The organism is Dechloromonas sp. H13 (assembly GCF_009469615.1).
GTDB lineage: Bacteria > Pseudomonadota > Gammaproteobacteria > Burkholderiales > Rhodocyclaceae > Azonexus.
Window position 1 is genome coordinate 17,578 of record NZ_SSXX01000007.1, and the last position, 16,433, is coordinate 34,010.

Sequence of the window (16,433 nt, forward strand, 5' to 3'; positions counted from 1 at the left end):
GTCGCTGTGTGATGATGTTGCCCGCCGGTATCCCATCCGGCTAACCCAGCCCGAGTCCCATTCGATGCTTAGCCGCCTGCTCGCCCTGAGCCGATATTTAACCTGCGTCGCCGTCATCGGCATCATCATCGCCTCGATCGCGTTGCTGTTCTACGAGGGGCTGGTGGTGATTTCCACCCTGATCGACATGCTCCACGACGGGACGATTTCGCCCAAGGTCTCCAAGCTGATGGCGGTCGGCCTGATCGAGGCCATCGACATCTTCCTGATCGCCATTGTCGCCCACATCATCGGCCTCGGCCTCTATCGCCTGTTTGTCGATCCCGAGCTTCCTTTGCCGAAGTGGCTGAAACTCCAGGATCTCGACGACCTCAAGAGTCAACTGGTCAGCAGCGTGATCGCCGTGCTGGCGGTTCTTTTTCTGCGCGAGGCGGTGGGCTGGGACGGGCAGCGGGATTTGCTGCGCTTTGGCGGCGCCCTGGCGATGGTCATCGGCGTGCTGATCCTGTACCTGGTGGCCAAGGGGAAAAAGCATTGACCCGGGCGCACCGCGTGCCGTGCCGTAGCGCCCGGGCCGACATCACATCATGCGTTTGCTGGTAGTCGAAGATGACGCCATGATCGGCGCCGGCCTGCGTACCGGGCTGCGCCAGGACGGCTACACCGTCGACTGGGTGCGCGACGGCAAGGCCGCCGAACTGGCGACGGCGACCACCGCCTACGACGCCATCCTGCTCGACCTCGGGCTGCCCGGCCGCAGCGGACTGGAACTGCTGGCGCACTGGCGGCGGCAGCAGAACCCGGTGCCGGTCCTCGTCGTCACCGCCCGCGATTCCGTCGCCGACCGGGTGCAGGGCCTCGACAGCGGCGCCGACGACTACCTGGTCAAGCCCTTCGATCTCGACGAACTCGCCGCCCGCCTGCGCGCCCTGTTGCGCCGCCGCGGCGGCCGGGCGACCCCGGTCATCGCGCACGGCACCTTGAGCCTCGACCCGGCCAGCCGCGAAGTCCGCCTCGGCGGCGAGCCGGTCAACCTCTCGGCGCGCGAATTCGGCATTCTCCACGCCCTGCTGGAAAACCCCGGCGTCCCGCTCTCGCGGGCCCAGCTCGAGGAACGGCTCTACGGCTGGGACGAGGAAATCGGCAGCAACGCCGTCGAGGTGCACATCCATGCCCTGCGCCGCAAGCTCGGCAGCGACTGGATCCGCAACGTGCGCGGCGTCGGCTACATGGTGCCGCGCCAGCCATGAACTCGATCCGCAGAAAGCTACTGCTAACGCTGATCGCAGCCATCAGCCTGGTCCTCGTCATCGGCGCCTGGGCCACCTACGGCGCCGCCCGCGAGGAAGCCAACAGCATCTTCGACTACCACCTCGAACAGATCGCGCTGGCCGTGCGCGACCAGGATTTCAGCGGCAATGCCGGCGCCCTGGCCGGTGACGAGCGCCTCGAATTCGTGCTGCGCATCTGGGACCGCAACGGCCTGACCATCTACTACTCGCGCCCGCACGGCGAACTGCCGGACGTCGCCCGCATGGGCTTCTCCACCGAGCGCACCGCGCGCGGCGCCTGGCGCATCTATGCCGTGCAGCACCGTGGCCAGACCATCGCCGTCGCCCAGCCGATGAGCGTGCGCGCCCGCATCGCCGCCAGCGCCGCGCTGCGCACCCTGACCCCCTTCGCCGTGCTGCTGCCGCTGGCGGCGCTGCTCATCTGGTTCGTCGTCGGGCGCGAACTGCGCCCGCTGACCGGGCTCGCCGGATCGGTCGCCCGGCGTACCCCGGACGCCCTCGACCCCATCGCCGAAACCGGCGTTCCCGACGAAGCCCTGCCGCTGGTGCGCGCCCTCAACGACCTGCTCACCCGGCTGCAAGGGGCGCTCAAGGCCCAGCGCGACTTCATCGCCGACGCCGCACACGAACTGCGCACCCCGCTCGCCGCCCTGCAGCTGCAGGCCCAGCTCATCGAGCGTGCCACCGATGACACTGCACGCCACGCCGGCCTCGCAGACCTGCGTGCCGGGCTCGAACGCGCGACCCATGTCGTTTCCCAGCTGCTGACGCTGGCCCGCGCCGAACCGGGCGCCGAACCGCCAGCGCCGGTCGACGTCCGCCTTGTCGAGCTCTGCCGCCAAAGCGTCGTCAACCACGCCGCGCTGGCCGCTGCCGGCAACATCGACCTCGGCTTCGCCCAAAGCGCGCCCGATGCCGCCGTCGCCGGCCAGCCCGACGCCCTGCGCACCCTGCTCGACAACCTCGTCGCCAACGCCGTGCGCTACACCCCGCCCGGCGGCCGGGTCGACGTCGCTTGCGGTATGGACGGCGCAAGCGCGTGGCTGGAAGTGCAGGACAACGGCCCCGGCATCCCGCCCGCCGAGCGCGCCCGCGTCTTCGACCGCTTCTACCGCCGCGCCGGCGAGTCCGCCGGCGGCAGCGGCCTCGGCCTCGCCATCGTCCGCGCCATCGCCCGCCGCCACGGTGCCGAGGTCGTGCTCGACGACGCTCCCGGCGGCGGCCTGCGGGCGCGGGTGGTGTTCCCCAAGCGCGCCTGACGCCTCGCCCCGGGGCCGGCGCGCAAATCCCGTCCGCTGCGGTCGACGGCCCCAAAAGGGCAAAAATGAACCCCCGTCCGCCGGCCGGGCGTTTCCGGACAAGCGCGGGCAGCCGGCCTTAAGTCGCCCTTAAGTTTCCCTCTGGCATTCTGGTCGCAACGGCCGGGCGCTTCCGCCCGGCCAACCTGACAGGAGGAATGCCATGAATGCCAACAAACTGAAACTGGGCGTCGCCGCGGCTGCCGTCGCGGCGGCTGTCGGTGGCGCCTATGCCACGGGTTACGCGCAGGCGCCGGCACCGGTCGCAAACGCGGCAACGCCGGTCGCCCTGCCGATCAGCGCCGCGGCGCCGACCACCGGCGCGCAGCTGCCGGACATGAGCGGCATCGTCGCCCGCAACGGGGCGGCGGTGGTCAACATCAGCGTTTCCGGTTCGCGCAAGGCGGGCGCCGAGACGGAAGGCGTGCCGCAATTGGACGAGGACCATCCGCTCAACGAATTCTTCCGCCGCTACCGCGGCGGGCCGCGCGGCGAAGCGCCGGTGCGCGGCATGGGTTCCGGCTTCATCGTCAGCGCCGACGGCATGGTGCTGACCAACGCCCACGTGGTCGACGGCGCCGACGAGGTGACGGTCAAGCTCACCGACAAGCGCGAATTCAAGGCCAAGGTGCTGGGCGCCGACAAGACCAGCGACGTAGCCGTGCTGAAGATCGACGCGAAAGATTTGCCCACGGTGAAGATCGGCAATCCGGCACAGACGCGCGTCGGCGACTGGGTGCTGGCCATCGGCTCGCCCTTCGGCTTCGACAACAGCGCCAGCGCCGGCATCATCTCGGCCAATTCGCGCAACCTGCCGGACGGCAGCTACGTCCCCTTCATCCAGACCGACGTCGCGGTGAACCCCGGCAACTCCGGCGGCCCGCTGTTCAACATGGCCGGCGAGGTGATCGGCATCAACTCCCAGATCTACTCGCGCAGCGGCGGCTACCAGGGCATTTCCTTCGCCATCCCGATCGACCTGGCGATGCGCGTCCAGCAGCAGCTGGCGACCACCGGCAAGGTGCAGCGCGGCCGTCTGGGCGTCTCGATCCAGGAAGTTAACCAGACGCTGGCCGACGCCTTCGGGCTCAAGAAGCCGGGCGGCGCACTGGTCGGCCAGATCGAGAAGGACAGCCCGGCGGCCAAGGCGGGGCTGGAGCCGGGCGACGTGATCCTGGCGATCAACGGCAGGGAGATCGCCAGTTCGGGCGAACTGCCGGCCATTGTCTCGGCCATGAAGCCGGGCGAAATGGCGAAGCTGCAAGTCTGGCGCAGCGGTGCGGCGCGCCAGATCGACGTGCCGGTCGGCCAGTTCCAGGATGAGAAGGTGGCCAGCGCCGAAGCGCCGCAGGCCGCCAAGGGCCGCCTCGGTGTCGTCGTCCGCCCGCTGAACGCCGACGAGCAGCGCCGTTCCGAAGGCGCCGGCGGCGTCGTCGTGCAGGACGTCGCCGGCGCGGCGGCCAAGGCCGGCATCAAGCCGGGCGACGTCGTGCTCTCGGTCAACGGCGAACGCATCACCGGCACCGAGCAGCTGCGCGACTTGGTGAACAAGGCCGGCAAGCGCATCGCCGTCCTCGTCGAACGCGGCAACTCGCGCATCTTCATCCCGGTCGAACTCGGCTGACGGGAACGCCGGCCGCGAGGCCGGGGCTGTTCGGTAACCGCCGCCAGGCGGCCCGGCCAGCCCCGGCCTTTTTACGTCCCTACGCTTCCTTAGGGTTCGGGCCGTAGGCGTTTTCGCCCGGCTGGCTGTCATAGCACAGCATGATCAGGTTCACGAGCGGCAGCAGCAGCCACCATCCGCTACGCCCGCTGTCATGCAGCCGGCGCACTCCGACGGCGATGCCGGGGACCAGCACCGCCAGGCTGTACAGGCTGTTCGCGGTGGAGCCAAAGCCGGAACCCAGGCCGAGCGCGGCGCCGATCAGGCCGGTCACGAAGCCGATCAGCATCGCGATGAGCGTGTTGATCAGGAAGAACATCCAGTATTCCATGCGGTGCGCCCGCCCGCTGAACACCGCGTATTTCCGCAGAACCGTCAGGTACCAGTGCATTTACTCCCCCATTAAGCGGAATGTCATTCGCGACGCAGTCTAGCACCGGATGACGTTCGGGAAAGCGGCGGCCAATGTGCGAAAGGCCACAACGCCGTCGCATTCGATTGCCACGCCATACCCCGGTCGCGCCCCGCAACGGCCGCCCGGCGCGGGATTGCGGGCGGACGCCCGCCCCGCGGTAGCGATGGCGTATGAATTGCTTGACCCCTCCAATCCAACTCCTCAGGCCGCCCGCAATGAAACAGATCGGAATATTTTTCGGCACCGAAACCGGGACGACCCGGCTGGTCGCCAAGAAACTGCAGAAGAAGCTTGGCGACGAGATCGCCGCCAAGCCGGTGAACGTCAATCGCATCGCGCCCGACGAGATGCTGCAATACGACGCTTTCATCCTCGGCACGCCGAGCTATGGCGAAGGCGAGATTCCGGGCCGCAACGTGGGCTGCCTGGAGGCGAACTGGGCCGAGTTCCTCGCCGGGATGCCGGCGGCGGATTTTTCCGGGAAGCGCATCGCCTTCTTCGGCCTCGGCGCCCAGGAACGCTACTCCGAACGCTTCGCCAGCTCGCTGTTCGCCCTCTACCGCGTGTTCAAGGACCTCGGCGCCGAGATCGTCGGCGACTGGAGCACCGACGGCTACACCTTCCAGCACTCCGCTGCCGTCGTCGATGGCCGTTTCGTCGGCCTGGTGATCGACCAGCGCACGCAGGGCATGCACACCGACGAACGCCTCGACGCCTGGCTGGCGCAGGTGAAACCGCTGCTGCTGGAAAAGCTGGCCTGAAGCGCCAACGGCGCGTCGGTTGCGGTCGACCGGCTAAAGCTCGCGGGATTCGTCGATGCGCAGCACGAGTTCGAGCAGATGCCGCCGCACCGCGTCGCGCCGCTCGCCCGGCGGCAGGGCGGCGATCTCGCGACGCAGGGCGGCGATCTCGCGACGCAGCTCGGCGATCTCCTTGCGCAGCAGCACGCCGTTCGGCACGAAACCGGCCTGCCGGAGGACGCGGCTGAACATCCGCTGCTCGGCCGGGACCAGCGGATCGTCGTCGAACACCAGCGGCCGCCCGGCCCCCGGCAAATGCTCGAGGTCGCCGCGCGCCAGGGCCTCGGCGATGCGCCGTTCGGCGAGCAGTTCGAAAACGCGCTTCATGGCTTCAGGTTAGCACGCGCCAGGCACCCCAACCGGCCGGCGATTCGCTATCATTCCGGATTCATAAACCCCAACAAGGAACAACAATGCACAAGCAACTGGCTTTCGGCGTGGCCCTCGTGGCGGCGCTGGTCGGCACCGCGCCGGCAACGGCGGCGGATTCGACGCTGACCCGGATCGAACAGAGCAAGACCATCCGCCTCGGCTACCGCGAAAACTCGCCGCCCTTTTCCTTCGTCGGCGACGACAAGCAGCCGCAGGGCTACAGCATCGACCTGTGCAAGGTCGTGGCCGGCGATCTCGCCAAACAGTTCAAGGTCGACAAGCTCGACATCCAGTGGGTGCCGGTGACCGCCCAGAACCGCTTCGACGCCGTCGCCTCCGGCAAGGTGGACCTCGAATGCGGCAACACCTCGCAGACGCTGGCGCGCCGCGTCGATTTCGATTTCAGCGTGATGACCTACGTCGACGGCGCCGGCCTGCTCTTCCGCAAGGGCGGCATTCCCAGCGGCAGCGATCACCTCACCGGCCAGCGCATCGTCGTCGTCGCCGGCACCACCACCGAGAAGGCGCTCGCCGCGCTGGGCGCCTCGGCCAAGCTTGGCGCCACGCTGGTGCGCGTCCCCGACCACGACGCCGCGCTCAAGGCGCTGCTCGCCAAGCAGGCGGATGCCTACGCCGCCGACCGCACCGTGCTCGTCACCACCGCCCTGAGCAGCGGCCGCGGCAACGAGTTCGAACTCTCCCAGGTGCAATTCACCTACGAGCCCTACGGCCTGATGCTGCGTCCCGACCAGGCCTTTCGCCTGGCCGTCGACCGCTCCCTCGCCCGCCTCTACCGCACCGGCGAAATCGCCCCCATCCTCCAGCGCTGGTTTGGCGCGCTCGGCAACCCGGGCGAAATCCTGAAGGTGATGTTCCTCCTCAACGGCCTGCCCGAGTAAGGACGGACCTGCGGGGCGGCGGCATTCGGTCGGCGGCGGCCGGCCGATGCGTCGCCCTGCAGCCCCTTGGCCGCCTGTTGCGGTCGACGCCCGAAAAAGGGCGAAAACGGGATCGAACGGCTGCATCTCCATCCGGCGAACCCACCTTGCCGCCCCGCAACACCGGCAAAGCCTGGCTGCGGAACCGATTTCAGCCTTTTCGCCTTACACGCGTAGATTGAAGCTCACCAACGAGGACGCTTCAGCCGCCGGCGTGTGAGGCGTCCTGGCCGAAACCAGGCCATACCGCCATAGTGAATACGATACGACCAGAGATATTTTGGAGTACCAGCAATGAATAAAGGTATCGAAAAACTGAAGGAAGAACTCCTGGCCGCACTGCCACCCACCCTCTTCTTCTTCATCGCTCTGCACATCATCGGGCTGGTCAGGGCGCTCATGACACAGGGCACGGGGCTGCCGGTCACGTCATCCGCCCAAATCGCACTCGCCGCGCTGATCCTTGGCAAGGCGGTCCTGCTCGCCGACCTTTGGCCGCCGATCAATCGATTTCCGGAGAAGCCGCTGGCTTACAACATCGTCTGGAAAACCGTCATTTACTATGCGGTCGCAAGCTTCATCCATTATCTGGAGCGACTTTATGACTTCGCCAAGGAGGCCGGCGGAATCGTTCCCGGCAACGAAAAGCTGCTGTCCGAAATCGTGTGGCCGCATTTCTGGGCGCTCCAGATCATCCTGCTGGTCATCATCCTCAACTACTGCGTGATCAGGGAACTGGGCCGGATACTTGGTGAAAGACGCATGCTTCGAATGTTCTTTCAGCAACCCGCAGCAGTGAGTGCAGAAGAGCGCGAAGTCTCGCGCGCACGGGAACTCCGTGACGCCCACGAGGTGGGCAATCCAATAAAAAGACACTGAGCACACGTTGCTTCCAGGGGGACGGCTTGCCAACTCGAGCGCACAGGGCTGCAAGAGGCGGGGACGGTAGTTGCCCCTTCGTGCCAAGCGTTTGTTCGAGCCGAACGCTCATGCCCGGACCACTGCATGGCCTACTATTACCACCACTCGAGACGCGGCACCCCTCGGGCCGGCACGGCCAACTTCCGGTCCTCGGCCAAAGCGGACTTTGGGACTTCGACAATAACTAGACCGCAATGCGGCTGGTACCGGCCGTTCGGCTCGCTACGGTCATTGTGCGTCCCCGCCCAGCTTTGCCAACGCCTGTTCTTATGCCATTGCTCGCAAAACGTCCGACAGCCAGCGCTTCGCGGGCCTCAGGTGGGAAAGGGCTGCGCATGCCGTACCGCGCGAAGGGCAGTTGCGCACAGGCTCCTAATTGACGTGGGCTGCAGAGCGTGGATGCTTAATTGACTGCGGTTAAATACTTTCTATACTTGATTGCACTCTTGACGAATGCAGCGGGTAGGCACATGGACTGAAAGGGCGCGTACTATGCCGTCACTGATCAATGAAGACCTCACTCGCTCGGGCACACATGCGCTCGTAATCGGGGTCAGCTGCTACCTGCATTTCGCCGATGGCAGTGAGCCTACCGCGAACGGTAGCGACTTCGGAATGGAGCAGCTTTCAGCCGCCGCACGATCGGCGTCGGAGTTCGCGGCGTGGCTGCTCGGGCCGTATCGCCGTTCGGGGTCGGAGCTAAAGAGCCTGCGCGTGTTGCTGTCGCCGGCGGTCGGTGAGGTGATTGCCCCATCGGTAGCGGCGTTGCTGAAAGACGATTACAGCGCAACAGTCGGCAACGCCAAGATCGCAATTAGCGAGTTTCGCGCTGCCTGCGCCAGTCACCGAGATAACGTAGCCATCGTTTATGTGGCTGGCCACGGTATTCAACTCACCAAGACGGGCGCCATCCTCCTGCTCAGCGACTTTGGGAGTAACGCGCATCTTGCGCGCTTGGAAGGAGCTCTAGATATGGCGGGCATCCATGCCGGATTCAACCACCCATCCGCGCCGCGCACGCAATTCTGGTTCGTGGATGCCTGTCGCCAGAAGCCTGCGATTGCACGGCGCTTCGAATCGCTCGAGGGGGCCCTTAAGCTCGACGTGCCGCTCGGCGACACGGAGTCTTCGCCGATGTTTCTCGCGGCCACCACTGGGTGCCAAGCGTATGCACGCCCGGGCGGTTTGACGCTGTTCAACGAGGCGCTCATGTGGGCGCTTGGCGGTGCTGCTGCAGCCGGGCCGGACGAGCAAACGCCGAGTTGGCACGTGCCGGTCACGCAGCTGATTCGTCGACTGCCCGAGCGAGTTAAGGCCCTTGCGCTGGCCGAGGGAGCCGAGCAGTCGGTCGACATCGCCGGCAAGGTCCACGAGGCGGTGTTCCATGAACTGTCGAGACCACCCACAGTTGACCTTCATATTGATGTGCGGCCGGAACCAGCACGTACATTGAGTCGCGGAACGTTACTGCAAAATGGAACCACTCTGGTGGTCAACGACTACTCGGCCTGGCCTCTGAGCAAACTGGTGGATGCGGGCCTCTACTTACTTAATATTAAGTCGAGTCCGCCTTACCAGGATCGTAGCGGGATCATTGACGTCAAGCCACCCGCTGCGACCAAGGATTTCGAGGTGAGCCCATGATCAAAATAAACGATCCCGTTCCGCTTGGCAGCATTGACGTGAGTGTGGCTTCGGATTCGATGTTCCTTGGCCAGCGAGTGCCTATAGAAATCCGCGACAGCGAACTGCGGCTCGTCACCAAGGAGACATCGTCGCGATCGCTGGAATTGCCTGAGGGCCTGTATCAGGTCAGTGCCGTACTAGAGGACGGACGCAAACACAGCTCACTGGTGCAGGTGAGGGGCGGCCAGCAGACTTTGGTGAGCATTGCAGCCGAGCAGAGTGCGGCAAATGCGAGCAGAGTGGCGAGCGATAGCGAGTCGGCTACGGCGCCCGTTGAAGTGCCGCGATACCGGCGTCCGCAGTTTACGCGGAGCATGGAGGCTGCGGCTGTGCAAGGCACGGAGATCGAGGTCGAGAACGCGGCGGACTCGCAACTGCTCGAGGTACTCGGCGCCAATCTGTCACGGGAGACCCGCACGCTGAGGATATTCCAGTGCGAACCACAACTTACCTCGGTTGCAAGTGCGTTGCTGCAGATCGGGCAGCGTCGCTTGCGCATCAGCCTGCCAATCAGTCCAGCGAATTGGACGCCGTCGGGGTCGTGTGCGGTCCGCGTGGAGTCCACGCCAACCGGTATCCACCTGCAGGCATGGATCTCGCCAGAGCGCACCGTGGCTAACGCGCTGCAGAACATGCTGAGTGGGGGCTATGTGATCGAGGCGGCGACGGTGGCCGACGACGCGGTGGACCTGCTGCAGGCCAAGTATTCCGATCCGGCCGGTGCCGTGCTCGGGGCGCTGATTCTGCTTAAGACCGGCCGCCTGCAGCGTTGGACATCCTGGGTAGAGAACCTCGCGCGCGACTTTGCTTGGTTGCCCGACGGTAAGGTGCTGCTCGCGCAGTTGGCGGTGGAGCGGGGCTCGGCGTCGGATCGAGAGTTGTCGCTGGCGCTCGAGGCAAGCCAGCAACGGATGATGTACACCGAATGTCATTCTCTGTTGCTCGACCTACTGAGGCGCTGGCCACGGGAGGAAGCACGCCGCGAAGATCGCCAGGCGGCAATCAAGCGTCTAACGGACGATATGCCAGATGTTGACTGGGAGTCGATCTGCCTGACTCACGCGCTCCCCGGTTGGGAACGTTGATGCTGTCCGTACGACTGCTGCCCGCTAGACAGGGCGATGCGATCTGGATCTGCTGGGGAGCGGAGGAACACCCGTACCAACTGCTGATCGATATGGGAACCGAGGGAGTCGGCGAACAGGTCCGGGAGCGTATCTTGGCGCTGCCGGAAGTGCGACGCCGATTCGAACTGCTGGTGGTGACTCACGTCGATCGCGACCATATTGGCGGGGTGCTGACAGCACTTGCAGAGGCCGATCCGATTGCGGGGCTTGTCATCGGCGACGTGTGGTTCAACGGCTATCCGCATCTCAAGGGCGGATCTGTGTCGTCCGCGCTGGAGTCGATGGGTCCCGCGCAAGGGGCGCGTCTAGGCAACTGGTTGAAGGACATGCCGTGGAACCGTGCGTTCCAGGGCGCACCCGTGCAGCGGGTCCCTGGGGAGGACTTGAAGCGAATTACGCTTGTGGATGATCTTGTGTTGACCGTGCTCGGGCCAACGCCGCAGCGCCTCCTCGAGCTTGAACCAGTGTGGGTCGAGGAAGTCGAGGCTGCCATCGGCAAGGGCAGCCTGCAACGCGAGGTGGCCGGACTGGAGCCGATGGGGTCGAAGACACCCCCGAACCTTGAGGATCGGCACGACCTTGAGATGCTCGCCGAGACACGCACCGACCGGGACAAGAGCGAGGCCAACGGCAGCAGTATCGTGCTGCTGCTAGAGTACCGCGATAGGTCGGTGCTGCTCGCCGGCGATGCATTTGGCAGCGACCTGATTGAAGGCATTGGGGCGTTGGGCGGCAGCGGGCGGCTCAAGCTCGATGCATTCAAGTTGCCGCACCACTGCAGCCAGAGCAATATCGTTTCGGATCTGGTCAGTGCAGTGGATTGCGGGTGCTGGCTCGTGTCCACCGACGGCACGCAATTCCGCCACCCTGACCCGGTGGCGCTCGCCCGAATCATCTGCCATGCACAGCCGAACTCGCCACTGCTTGCGTTCAACGTTAAAAGCAAGTACAGCGGTTGGTGGGACAGCGACAAGTGGCGGGAGATGTTTAACTACCGCACCCGCTATGGCAGCGATGCAGCAGGTTTTGAATTGCGGTTGGATTGAGTTACTGCGAAGCTCAGCCGTGCTCGGATCGGATGTCCGACTGCCGTTGACGTTCGTCATTCCTAAACTTCCGCTTTCCCAACTCGGCTATTTCCGCTTGGGGGCTTGAGCACCTGTTCGTCGGATAAGGAAGCGGCCGTTCGAGGCCATCGTTGGCTATAGGGCCGCTTACCGCCAGGTTGCTGCCAGACTACCGCGTTAGGGTGAAGGTCCGCAGTGGCCGGGTGCCGCCTGTTGCCGCTGACATGAGGCAGTAGTTCGGTGCGGATTCAACCGGTGGATGCAACGGTTTGATAAAAACGCTGTGCCGGTGTTTCGTAGTTTAGTGTTTTGCGTGGGCGCTCATTCAATTTCCGGGCGATGGCACTCAGCTTTGCTTGTGAATAGGGGGACAGGTCAATTCCCTTGGGGAAATACTGGCGCAGCAGCCCATTGGTGTTCTCATTCGTTCCTCGTTGCCAAGGATGATGGGGATCGCAGAAGTAGACTTGGATATCGGTCGCCAGCGTGAACCGCTTGTGGCCGGCCATTTCCTTGCCGCGATCCCAGGTCAGTGATTTATAGAGTTCTTGCGGCAATTTGCGAGCGTTTTTGATCAAGGCGTTGGTGACGGTCCCGGTATCTTTGCCGGAGAGCTTGACCAGCATCAGGTAGCGCGACTGACGTTCGACGAGTGTCGCAATCTGACTGTTCTTGCTGCCGCACAGCAGATCACCTTCCCAATGCCCCGGAACCGCGCGATCATCTGCCGTGGCTGGCCGTTCGCTGATTGATACGGCATCGACGATGCGGCCGTGGTCGCCGGTCTTTTGTGTGTGATGGCGAGAGCGACGCATGCTTCTCGTCCGCCGCAAATACGCCAGCAACTCCTTCTTCAGAGCGCCTCGGGTTTGAATATAGAGGGTGCGATAGATCGTCTCGTGTGACACCTGATGACTCGCATTGTCTGGATAGGTCCGCTTGAGCCAGCCAGCAATCTGTTCTGGTGACCACAGCGAGTGCAGCTTGTTCGCCACTATATGCGCCAGCCCAGGGTTCTCCGCCAGCTTGCAAGGTTTGGGGCGAAGTGCCCGAGCCCAGGTCGCCTGGTCAGCCTGAGTCGCTCGGTAACACTCACGGCCACCATTACGTTTGACTTCGCGACTGACGGTGGAGGGTGCTCGTCCCAATTGCGCAGCGAGCGCACGGATGGAACACCCTGCCACCAAACCTCGGGAAATCTCCTCCCGTTCAGACAGCGTGAGCGAGCGTTTGGCGCGACATCGGGGCGCCGGCGGTATGCCACCTGTCTCGGCCAGGATTCGCTGAACCGATGAGTGGTTCCGATCAAACAGCTGGGCAATCTTTTGAAGGGAGTCACCTTTACGCCAGCGCTCCCACATCAACGCCTTCTGGCTGTCCGAGTAATAGATCCGGGGCCTCTGCTTCATTTGCAACACTCCTTCTGCTGACGCAGTTGCTAGTGTGTTGCATCCACCGGTTGAATCCGCAGGCCATAACGGCCATTCGACAGCTTGGCCTGTCTCGGCTGCAGTAAGACGGTTACCGGCCGTTCAACTTTGATCGATGCTGAACGTCAGCGTCTCTGTCCGTCGAACTTACGCTCCCGACCCAAGGGATAAAGGTGCGTCATCGAGTGAGATCGATCACTACCTTGCCGACGTGTTCTCCGCTTTTAAGGCGCTGAAAGGCTGCTTGATAGTCGGCAAACGGGAAGACTTGATCAAGGACAGGATGCACCTCGTGCAAGGCCATGGCTCGCAACAACGCCTCGAAGGTTGCCCGAGATCCGATCGCCGTCCCGGCGACGTGGAGTGACTTGGAGAGAATGTCGATCGGAGGAAGCCCGCCACCGAAGCCGCTGGTGAACCCGACGAGCGAGATGTCGCCCCCGTTCCGAGTTGACGCCGCCGACTTCACGATCGTCTTTTCCCCAGCAATGTCTATGGTCTTGTCGACACCTCGTCCATCCGTCAGGGCGAGGATTTCCTTGTCCCAATCAGGATGCGATCGGTAGTTGACGACGGCTGCGGCCCCCAGCGCCTTGAGCCGCTCGGCCTTCGCGTCGGACGAGGTGATGGCGAGCACCTTCGCGCCGAACATCTTCGCGATCTGGAGCGAGAACAGCGCCACACCGCCGGTGCCCTGCACCAACACTGTCTCTCCTGCCTGAAGGGGCGACGATAGATTTAGCCCCGTCCAAGCCGTGACAGCTGCGCAAGGTAGCGATGCTGCCTCTGCGTAGGAGATATAGTCCGGCAGGTGGACGATGGCGTTCTCGTGCAACAGAATGTTCTCGGCAAGCCATCCGTCCGTCATGATGCCGAGGCTGTCAGCTTGATACTCCGGACGCGCAGATCCGGCAATCCAGTGCTGGCAGCAGGACGCTGTCACACGGTCACCGACCTTCGTGCGTGTGACCGCGCGACCAACGGCCACCACTTCGCCGGCCCCGTCCGACAAGGGAACACCATTCGGCTTCGTCGGAGCGCCGTAGGCGTCATCAAGAATCGCCTGGTCGCGGAAGTTCAGCGACGCGGCATGAACTTTCACCACAACCTCATGGGGGCCTGGATTTGGCACCGCTTCATCATGTAGAGCCAAACCCGGCATGCGCTCAGATGTCCACCGAACTGCCTTCATCGTCGAAATCCTTGATTGAATAAAGTGAATACCCGGATGCAGACACCAACCGGGTTGTCGTCCTGGCAAGAAATCCAGAGTCGAATTGCCTTAGGCGACAAATTAGCGTTAAAAATGATCATGACCAGTACACGCCAAGGCTTGGTTTTCTGCCCTTATCTCAGGAAAGGCAGTTGTCCGATATAGTCCATTTTCCCGATCCGAACATCTTTGTGGCGAAGGATCGCGTATGCCGTCACCATATGAAAGTAGAAGTTCGGGACCGCGTGCTGGCAGAAATAATCCTTTCCAAGCAAAGCTCCGGCCCAGCCCTTGGGTGCAACGATTCTTTCTTCCCAGCCGGCAAAGTCGCCTTCTTTCATTGATGCGACATAGCCGATCGTCTTTTCAATACGAGCCTTGAGTTCCGGGATGGTTTTCTCGGTATCTTCAAAACCCGTAGCCTGTTCACCGGTCAAGACCGCAGTGGCCAGCACTGCTGTATCACACGCCATCTGAACTTGGTTCGTGAGTGGCAACATATCTGGCGACAGGCGCGAGTTCAGTAGAACCTCTGGCTCAAAGTTGTTCGCCTCAGCGTGCTGTTGCGCTTTATCCAGAAGACGGGAAAGGGTGTGGAGCATTTTCTTGAATTGCGTGATCTGTGCGTACATGGCAAATATTCCTGATTGAGTATTGATGAAGTTCTCGTGCATTGCTCAGATTGAGCACTCATGAGCATTTACTTCGTCTGGCTCCGATTGCTGCATGACGCACCATTCGAGACTTGGCGACTTACCCATTGCCGGCTTTCTCTCCTTGCCCCCCGCCACGGTCAGAGCCAGCGCAAGTTGTGAACGGGAAGGGGATGGCATGGGGTGACTCCTGAAACTGCTGGGATATGGGGATGTAGAAAGCGGCGCAGATCAAACGTCCGGTGCCTGCTTGCTGCTACGCGGCAAGGGTCTGCGTGAATGATGCTGCAAGAAATTACTTGAATAAATACTAGAATTTCAGCAACACTATTCGCCTATCGCGAACAATCATTCGTCTTTCCTGAAGGTTTGGCAGGGGCTTCGGGTTTTAGTCAGGAGCAGGAAATGGATCGCTTCCAAGCCATGCAGGTCTTCACCCGGGTCGTGGATGCCAACAGTTTCAGTGCTGCGGCAGACAGCCTCGGTCTTCCCCGTGCGACCGTCACCACGACCATCCAGAGCCTGGAAAAACGTCTCAAGGTTCGCCTGCTCAATCGCACCACGCGCCGCCTGAGCCTTACTCCGGATGGCGCGGCGTATTACGAGCGCTGCGTGCGCATCCTCGACGAACTAGAGGACACCGAAGCATCCTTCATTGACGCAGAGCGCGGCCCGCGTGGCCGCCTGCGCATCGATGTGCCACCCGTTATCGGCCGCAAGATGCTCATTCCCAACCTTAGCGGATTTCACCAGCGCTATCCTGATGTAGAGATCGTGATCGGCATGACCGACCGCCCGGTCGACATGGTGCGCGAGGCAGTGGATTGCGTGATTCGCATCGGCGAGTTGCGCGACTCTTCCCTGATCGCGCGGCGTATCGGCACCTTCCGCAGCGTGCTCTGCGCCGCCCCGGCATATATCGAACGCCACGGCATTCCGACCTCGATCGAGGATCTGCGCGAAAACCACCAGGCGGTGCATTACTTCTCCAGCCGCACCGGTCGCAACTTCGACTGGGATTTCTTGGTCGATGGCGAAACCACCGAAATCAAGATGCGGGGAGTTGTCTCCGTCAATGATGGCGACGCCTATGTCGCTTGCGGGGTGCAGGGCTTGGGCCTGATCCAGCCGGCGCGGTTCATGGTCTTTCACGAACTGCAACGCGGCGAGCTGATCGAGGTGTTGCCACATCTGCAGTCGGCCCCGATGCCGATTTCAGTGCTTTATCAGCACAACCGCCATCTGTCACCAAAAGTGCGCGTATTTGCCGACTGGGTGGCCGAGCTCTTCGCAGCCTGCCCGCTCAGCAGCGGTTGCCGGCTTGACAGCGAATCGAGCTGTGCGTCCCTGCAAACGTCTGCTGGCAGCAACACCCTACGCTCGCTTGCCGAAGCCCACAACTTGGCCGAAAGCCTGATGCAGGCTCCGGAAACACTGGGGGCGCACAATCCGATAGTTGGGCTCTAAAGCTTCAGGTGCTGCTGAATTCGTGGAAGCATCCGAGGGCTGTTTTATCCAACAGAGCGGTCGATGTAGCGAATACAGTCGAACGTCAGCA

At 63.1% G+C, this 16,433-nt stretch carries 16 protein-coding genes; 11 read left to right on the forward strand and 5 right to left on the reverse strand.

Going from position 1 to position 16,433, the window contains the following annotated elements:
- Nucleotides 1-64: 64 nt before the first annotated feature.
- The 4 genes from GH660_RS14305 to GH660_RS14320 all read left to right on the forward strand — a co-directional run bounded on the left by GH660_RS14305 (nt 65) and on the right by GH660_RS14320 (nt 4,214).
- Entirely contained in the window at nt 65-538 is a 474-nt protein-coding gene (locus GH660_RS14305; protein ID WP_153147366.1) for a YqhA family protein, read from the forward strand.
- 49 nt (nt 539-587) lie between these two features.
- Nucleotides 588-1,250: a response regulator transcription factor gene (locus tag GH660_RS14310; RefSeq protein WP_153147367.1), complete on the forward strand. Its 663-nt coding sequence runs from the start codon at nt 588-590 to the stop codon at nt 1,248-1,250.
- Nucleotides 1,247-2,551 carry an ATP-binding protein gene (locus GH660_RS14315; protein ID WP_153147368.1) on the forward strand — a complete coding sequence of 435 codons (1,305 nt, stop codon included), beginning with the start codon at nt 1,247-1,249 and terminating at the stop codon, nt 2,549-2,551. The genes GH660_RS14310 and GH660_RS14315 overlap by 4 nt, the downstream gene beginning before the upstream one ends.
- Nucleotides 2,552-2,753: 202 nt before the next feature.
- Nucleotides 2,754-4,214: a DegQ family serine endoprotease gene (locus GH660_RS14320; RefSeq protein ID WP_153147369.1), complete on the forward strand. Its 1,461-nt coding sequence runs from the start codon at nt 2,754-2,756 to the stop codon at nt 4,212-4,214.
- Nucleotides 4,215-4,293: 79 nt separating this feature from the next.
- On the opposite strand, the gene GH660_RS14325 is transcribed toward GH660_RS14320, so the two are convergent.
- Nucleotides 4,294-4,644 carry a DUF805 domain-containing protein gene (locus tag GH660_RS14325; RefSeq protein WP_153147370.1) on the reverse strand — a complete coding sequence of 117 codons (351 nt, stop codon included), beginning with the start codon at nt 4,642-4,644 and terminating at the stop codon, nt 4,294-4,296.
- Nucleotides 4,645-4,883: 239 nt separating this feature from the next.
- On the opposite strand from GH660_RS14325, the gene GH660_RS14330 reads away from it, so the two are divergent.
- Nucleotides 4,884-5,429, forward strand: coding sequence for a flavodoxin (locus tag GH660_RS14330; protein WP_153147371.1), 546 nt, complete (start codon nt 4,884-4,886; stop codon nt 5,427-5,429).
- Nucleotides 5,430-5,462: 33 nt separating this feature from the next.
- On the opposite strand, the gene GH660_RS14335 is transcribed toward GH660_RS14330, so the two are convergent.
- Nucleotides 5,463-5,795, reverse strand: coding sequence for a DUF1992 domain-containing protein (locus tag GH660_RS14335; RefSeq protein ID WP_153147372.1), 333 nt, complete (start codon nt 5,793-5,795; stop codon nt 5,463-5,465).
- An 86-nt stretch (nt 5,796-5,881) separates the two neighbouring features.
- Between GH660_RS14335 and GH660_RS14340 the strand changes: the two genes are divergently transcribed.
- The 5 genes from GH660_RS14340 to GH660_RS14360 all read left to right on the forward strand — a co-directional run bounded on the left by GH660_RS14340 (nt 5,882) and on the right by GH660_RS14360 (nt 11,558).
- Nucleotides 5,882-6,739, forward strand: coding sequence for an amino acid ABC transporter substrate-binding protein (locus GH660_RS14340; RefSeq protein ID WP_153147373.1), 858 nt, complete (start codon nt 5,882-5,884; stop codon nt 6,737-6,739).
- A 333-nt stretch (nt 6,740-7,072) separates the two neighbouring features.
- Nucleotides 7,073-7,657, forward strand: a complete 585-nt coding sequence (locus tag GH660_RS14345; protein WP_228276506.1) for a hypothetical protein — start codon at nt 7,073-7,075, stop codon at nt 7,655-7,657.
- A 534-nt stretch (nt 7,658-8,191) separates the two neighbouring features.
- On the forward strand, nt 8,192-9,343 hold the full coding sequence (locus GH660_RS14350; protein ID WP_153147374.1) for a caspase family protein: 1,152 nt from the start codon (nt 8,192-8,194) through the stop codon (nt 9,341-9,343).
- The gene (locus tag GH660_RS14355) at nt 9,340-10,470 is read left to right on the forward strand and encodes a hypothetical protein (RefSeq protein WP_153147375.1); all 1,131 of its coding nucleotides are present in this window, start codon (nt 9,340-9,342) and stop codon (nt 10,468-10,470) included. The genes GH660_RS14350 and GH660_RS14355 overlap by 4 nt, the downstream gene beginning before the upstream one ends.
- Nucleotides 10,470-11,558 carry a hypothetical protein gene (locus tag GH660_RS14360; protein ID WP_153147376.1) on the forward strand — a complete coding sequence of 363 codons (1,089 nt, stop codon included), beginning with the start codon at nt 10,470-10,472 and terminating at the stop codon, nt 11,556-11,558. The genes GH660_RS14355 and GH660_RS14360 overlap by 1 nt, the downstream gene beginning before the upstream one ends.
- Nucleotides 11,559-11,827: 269 nt before the next feature.
- Here GH660_RS14360 and GH660_RS14365 read toward each other — a convergent pair whose 3' ends face one another.
- The 3 genes from GH660_RS14365 to GH660_RS14375 form a co-directional block, all read right to left on the reverse strand.
- The gene (locus GH660_RS14365; RefSeq protein WP_153147377.1) at nt 11,828-12,988 is read right to left on the reverse strand and encodes an IS30 family transposase; all 1,161 of its coding nucleotides are present in this window, start codon (nt 12,986-12,988) and stop codon (nt 11,828-11,830) included.
- A 199-nt stretch (nt 12,989-13,187) separates the two neighbouring features.
- Complete coding sequence (locus GH660_RS14370) at nt 13,188-14,201, reverse strand: NAD(P)-dependent alcohol dehydrogenase (RefSeq protein ID WP_153147378.1); 1,014 nt, start codon at nt 14,199-14,201, stop codon at nt 13,188-13,190.
- A gap of 155 nt (nt 14,202-14,356) precedes the next feature.
- Nucleotides 14,357-14,854: a DUF1993 family protein gene (locus tag GH660_RS14375; protein ID WP_153147379.1), complete on the reverse strand. Its 498-nt coding sequence runs from the start codon at nt 14,852-14,854 to the stop codon at nt 14,357-14,359.
- A gap of 426 nt (nt 14,855-15,280) precedes the next feature.
- Between GH660_RS14375 and GH660_RS14380 the strand changes: the two genes are divergently transcribed.
- A complete protein-coding gene (locus GH660_RS14380) occupies nt 15,281-16,342 on the forward strand; it encodes a LysR family transcriptional regulator (protein ID WP_153147380.1) in 1,062 nt (353 codons plus the stop codon).
- The last annotated feature ends 91 nt before the right edge of the window (nt 16,343-16,433 follow it).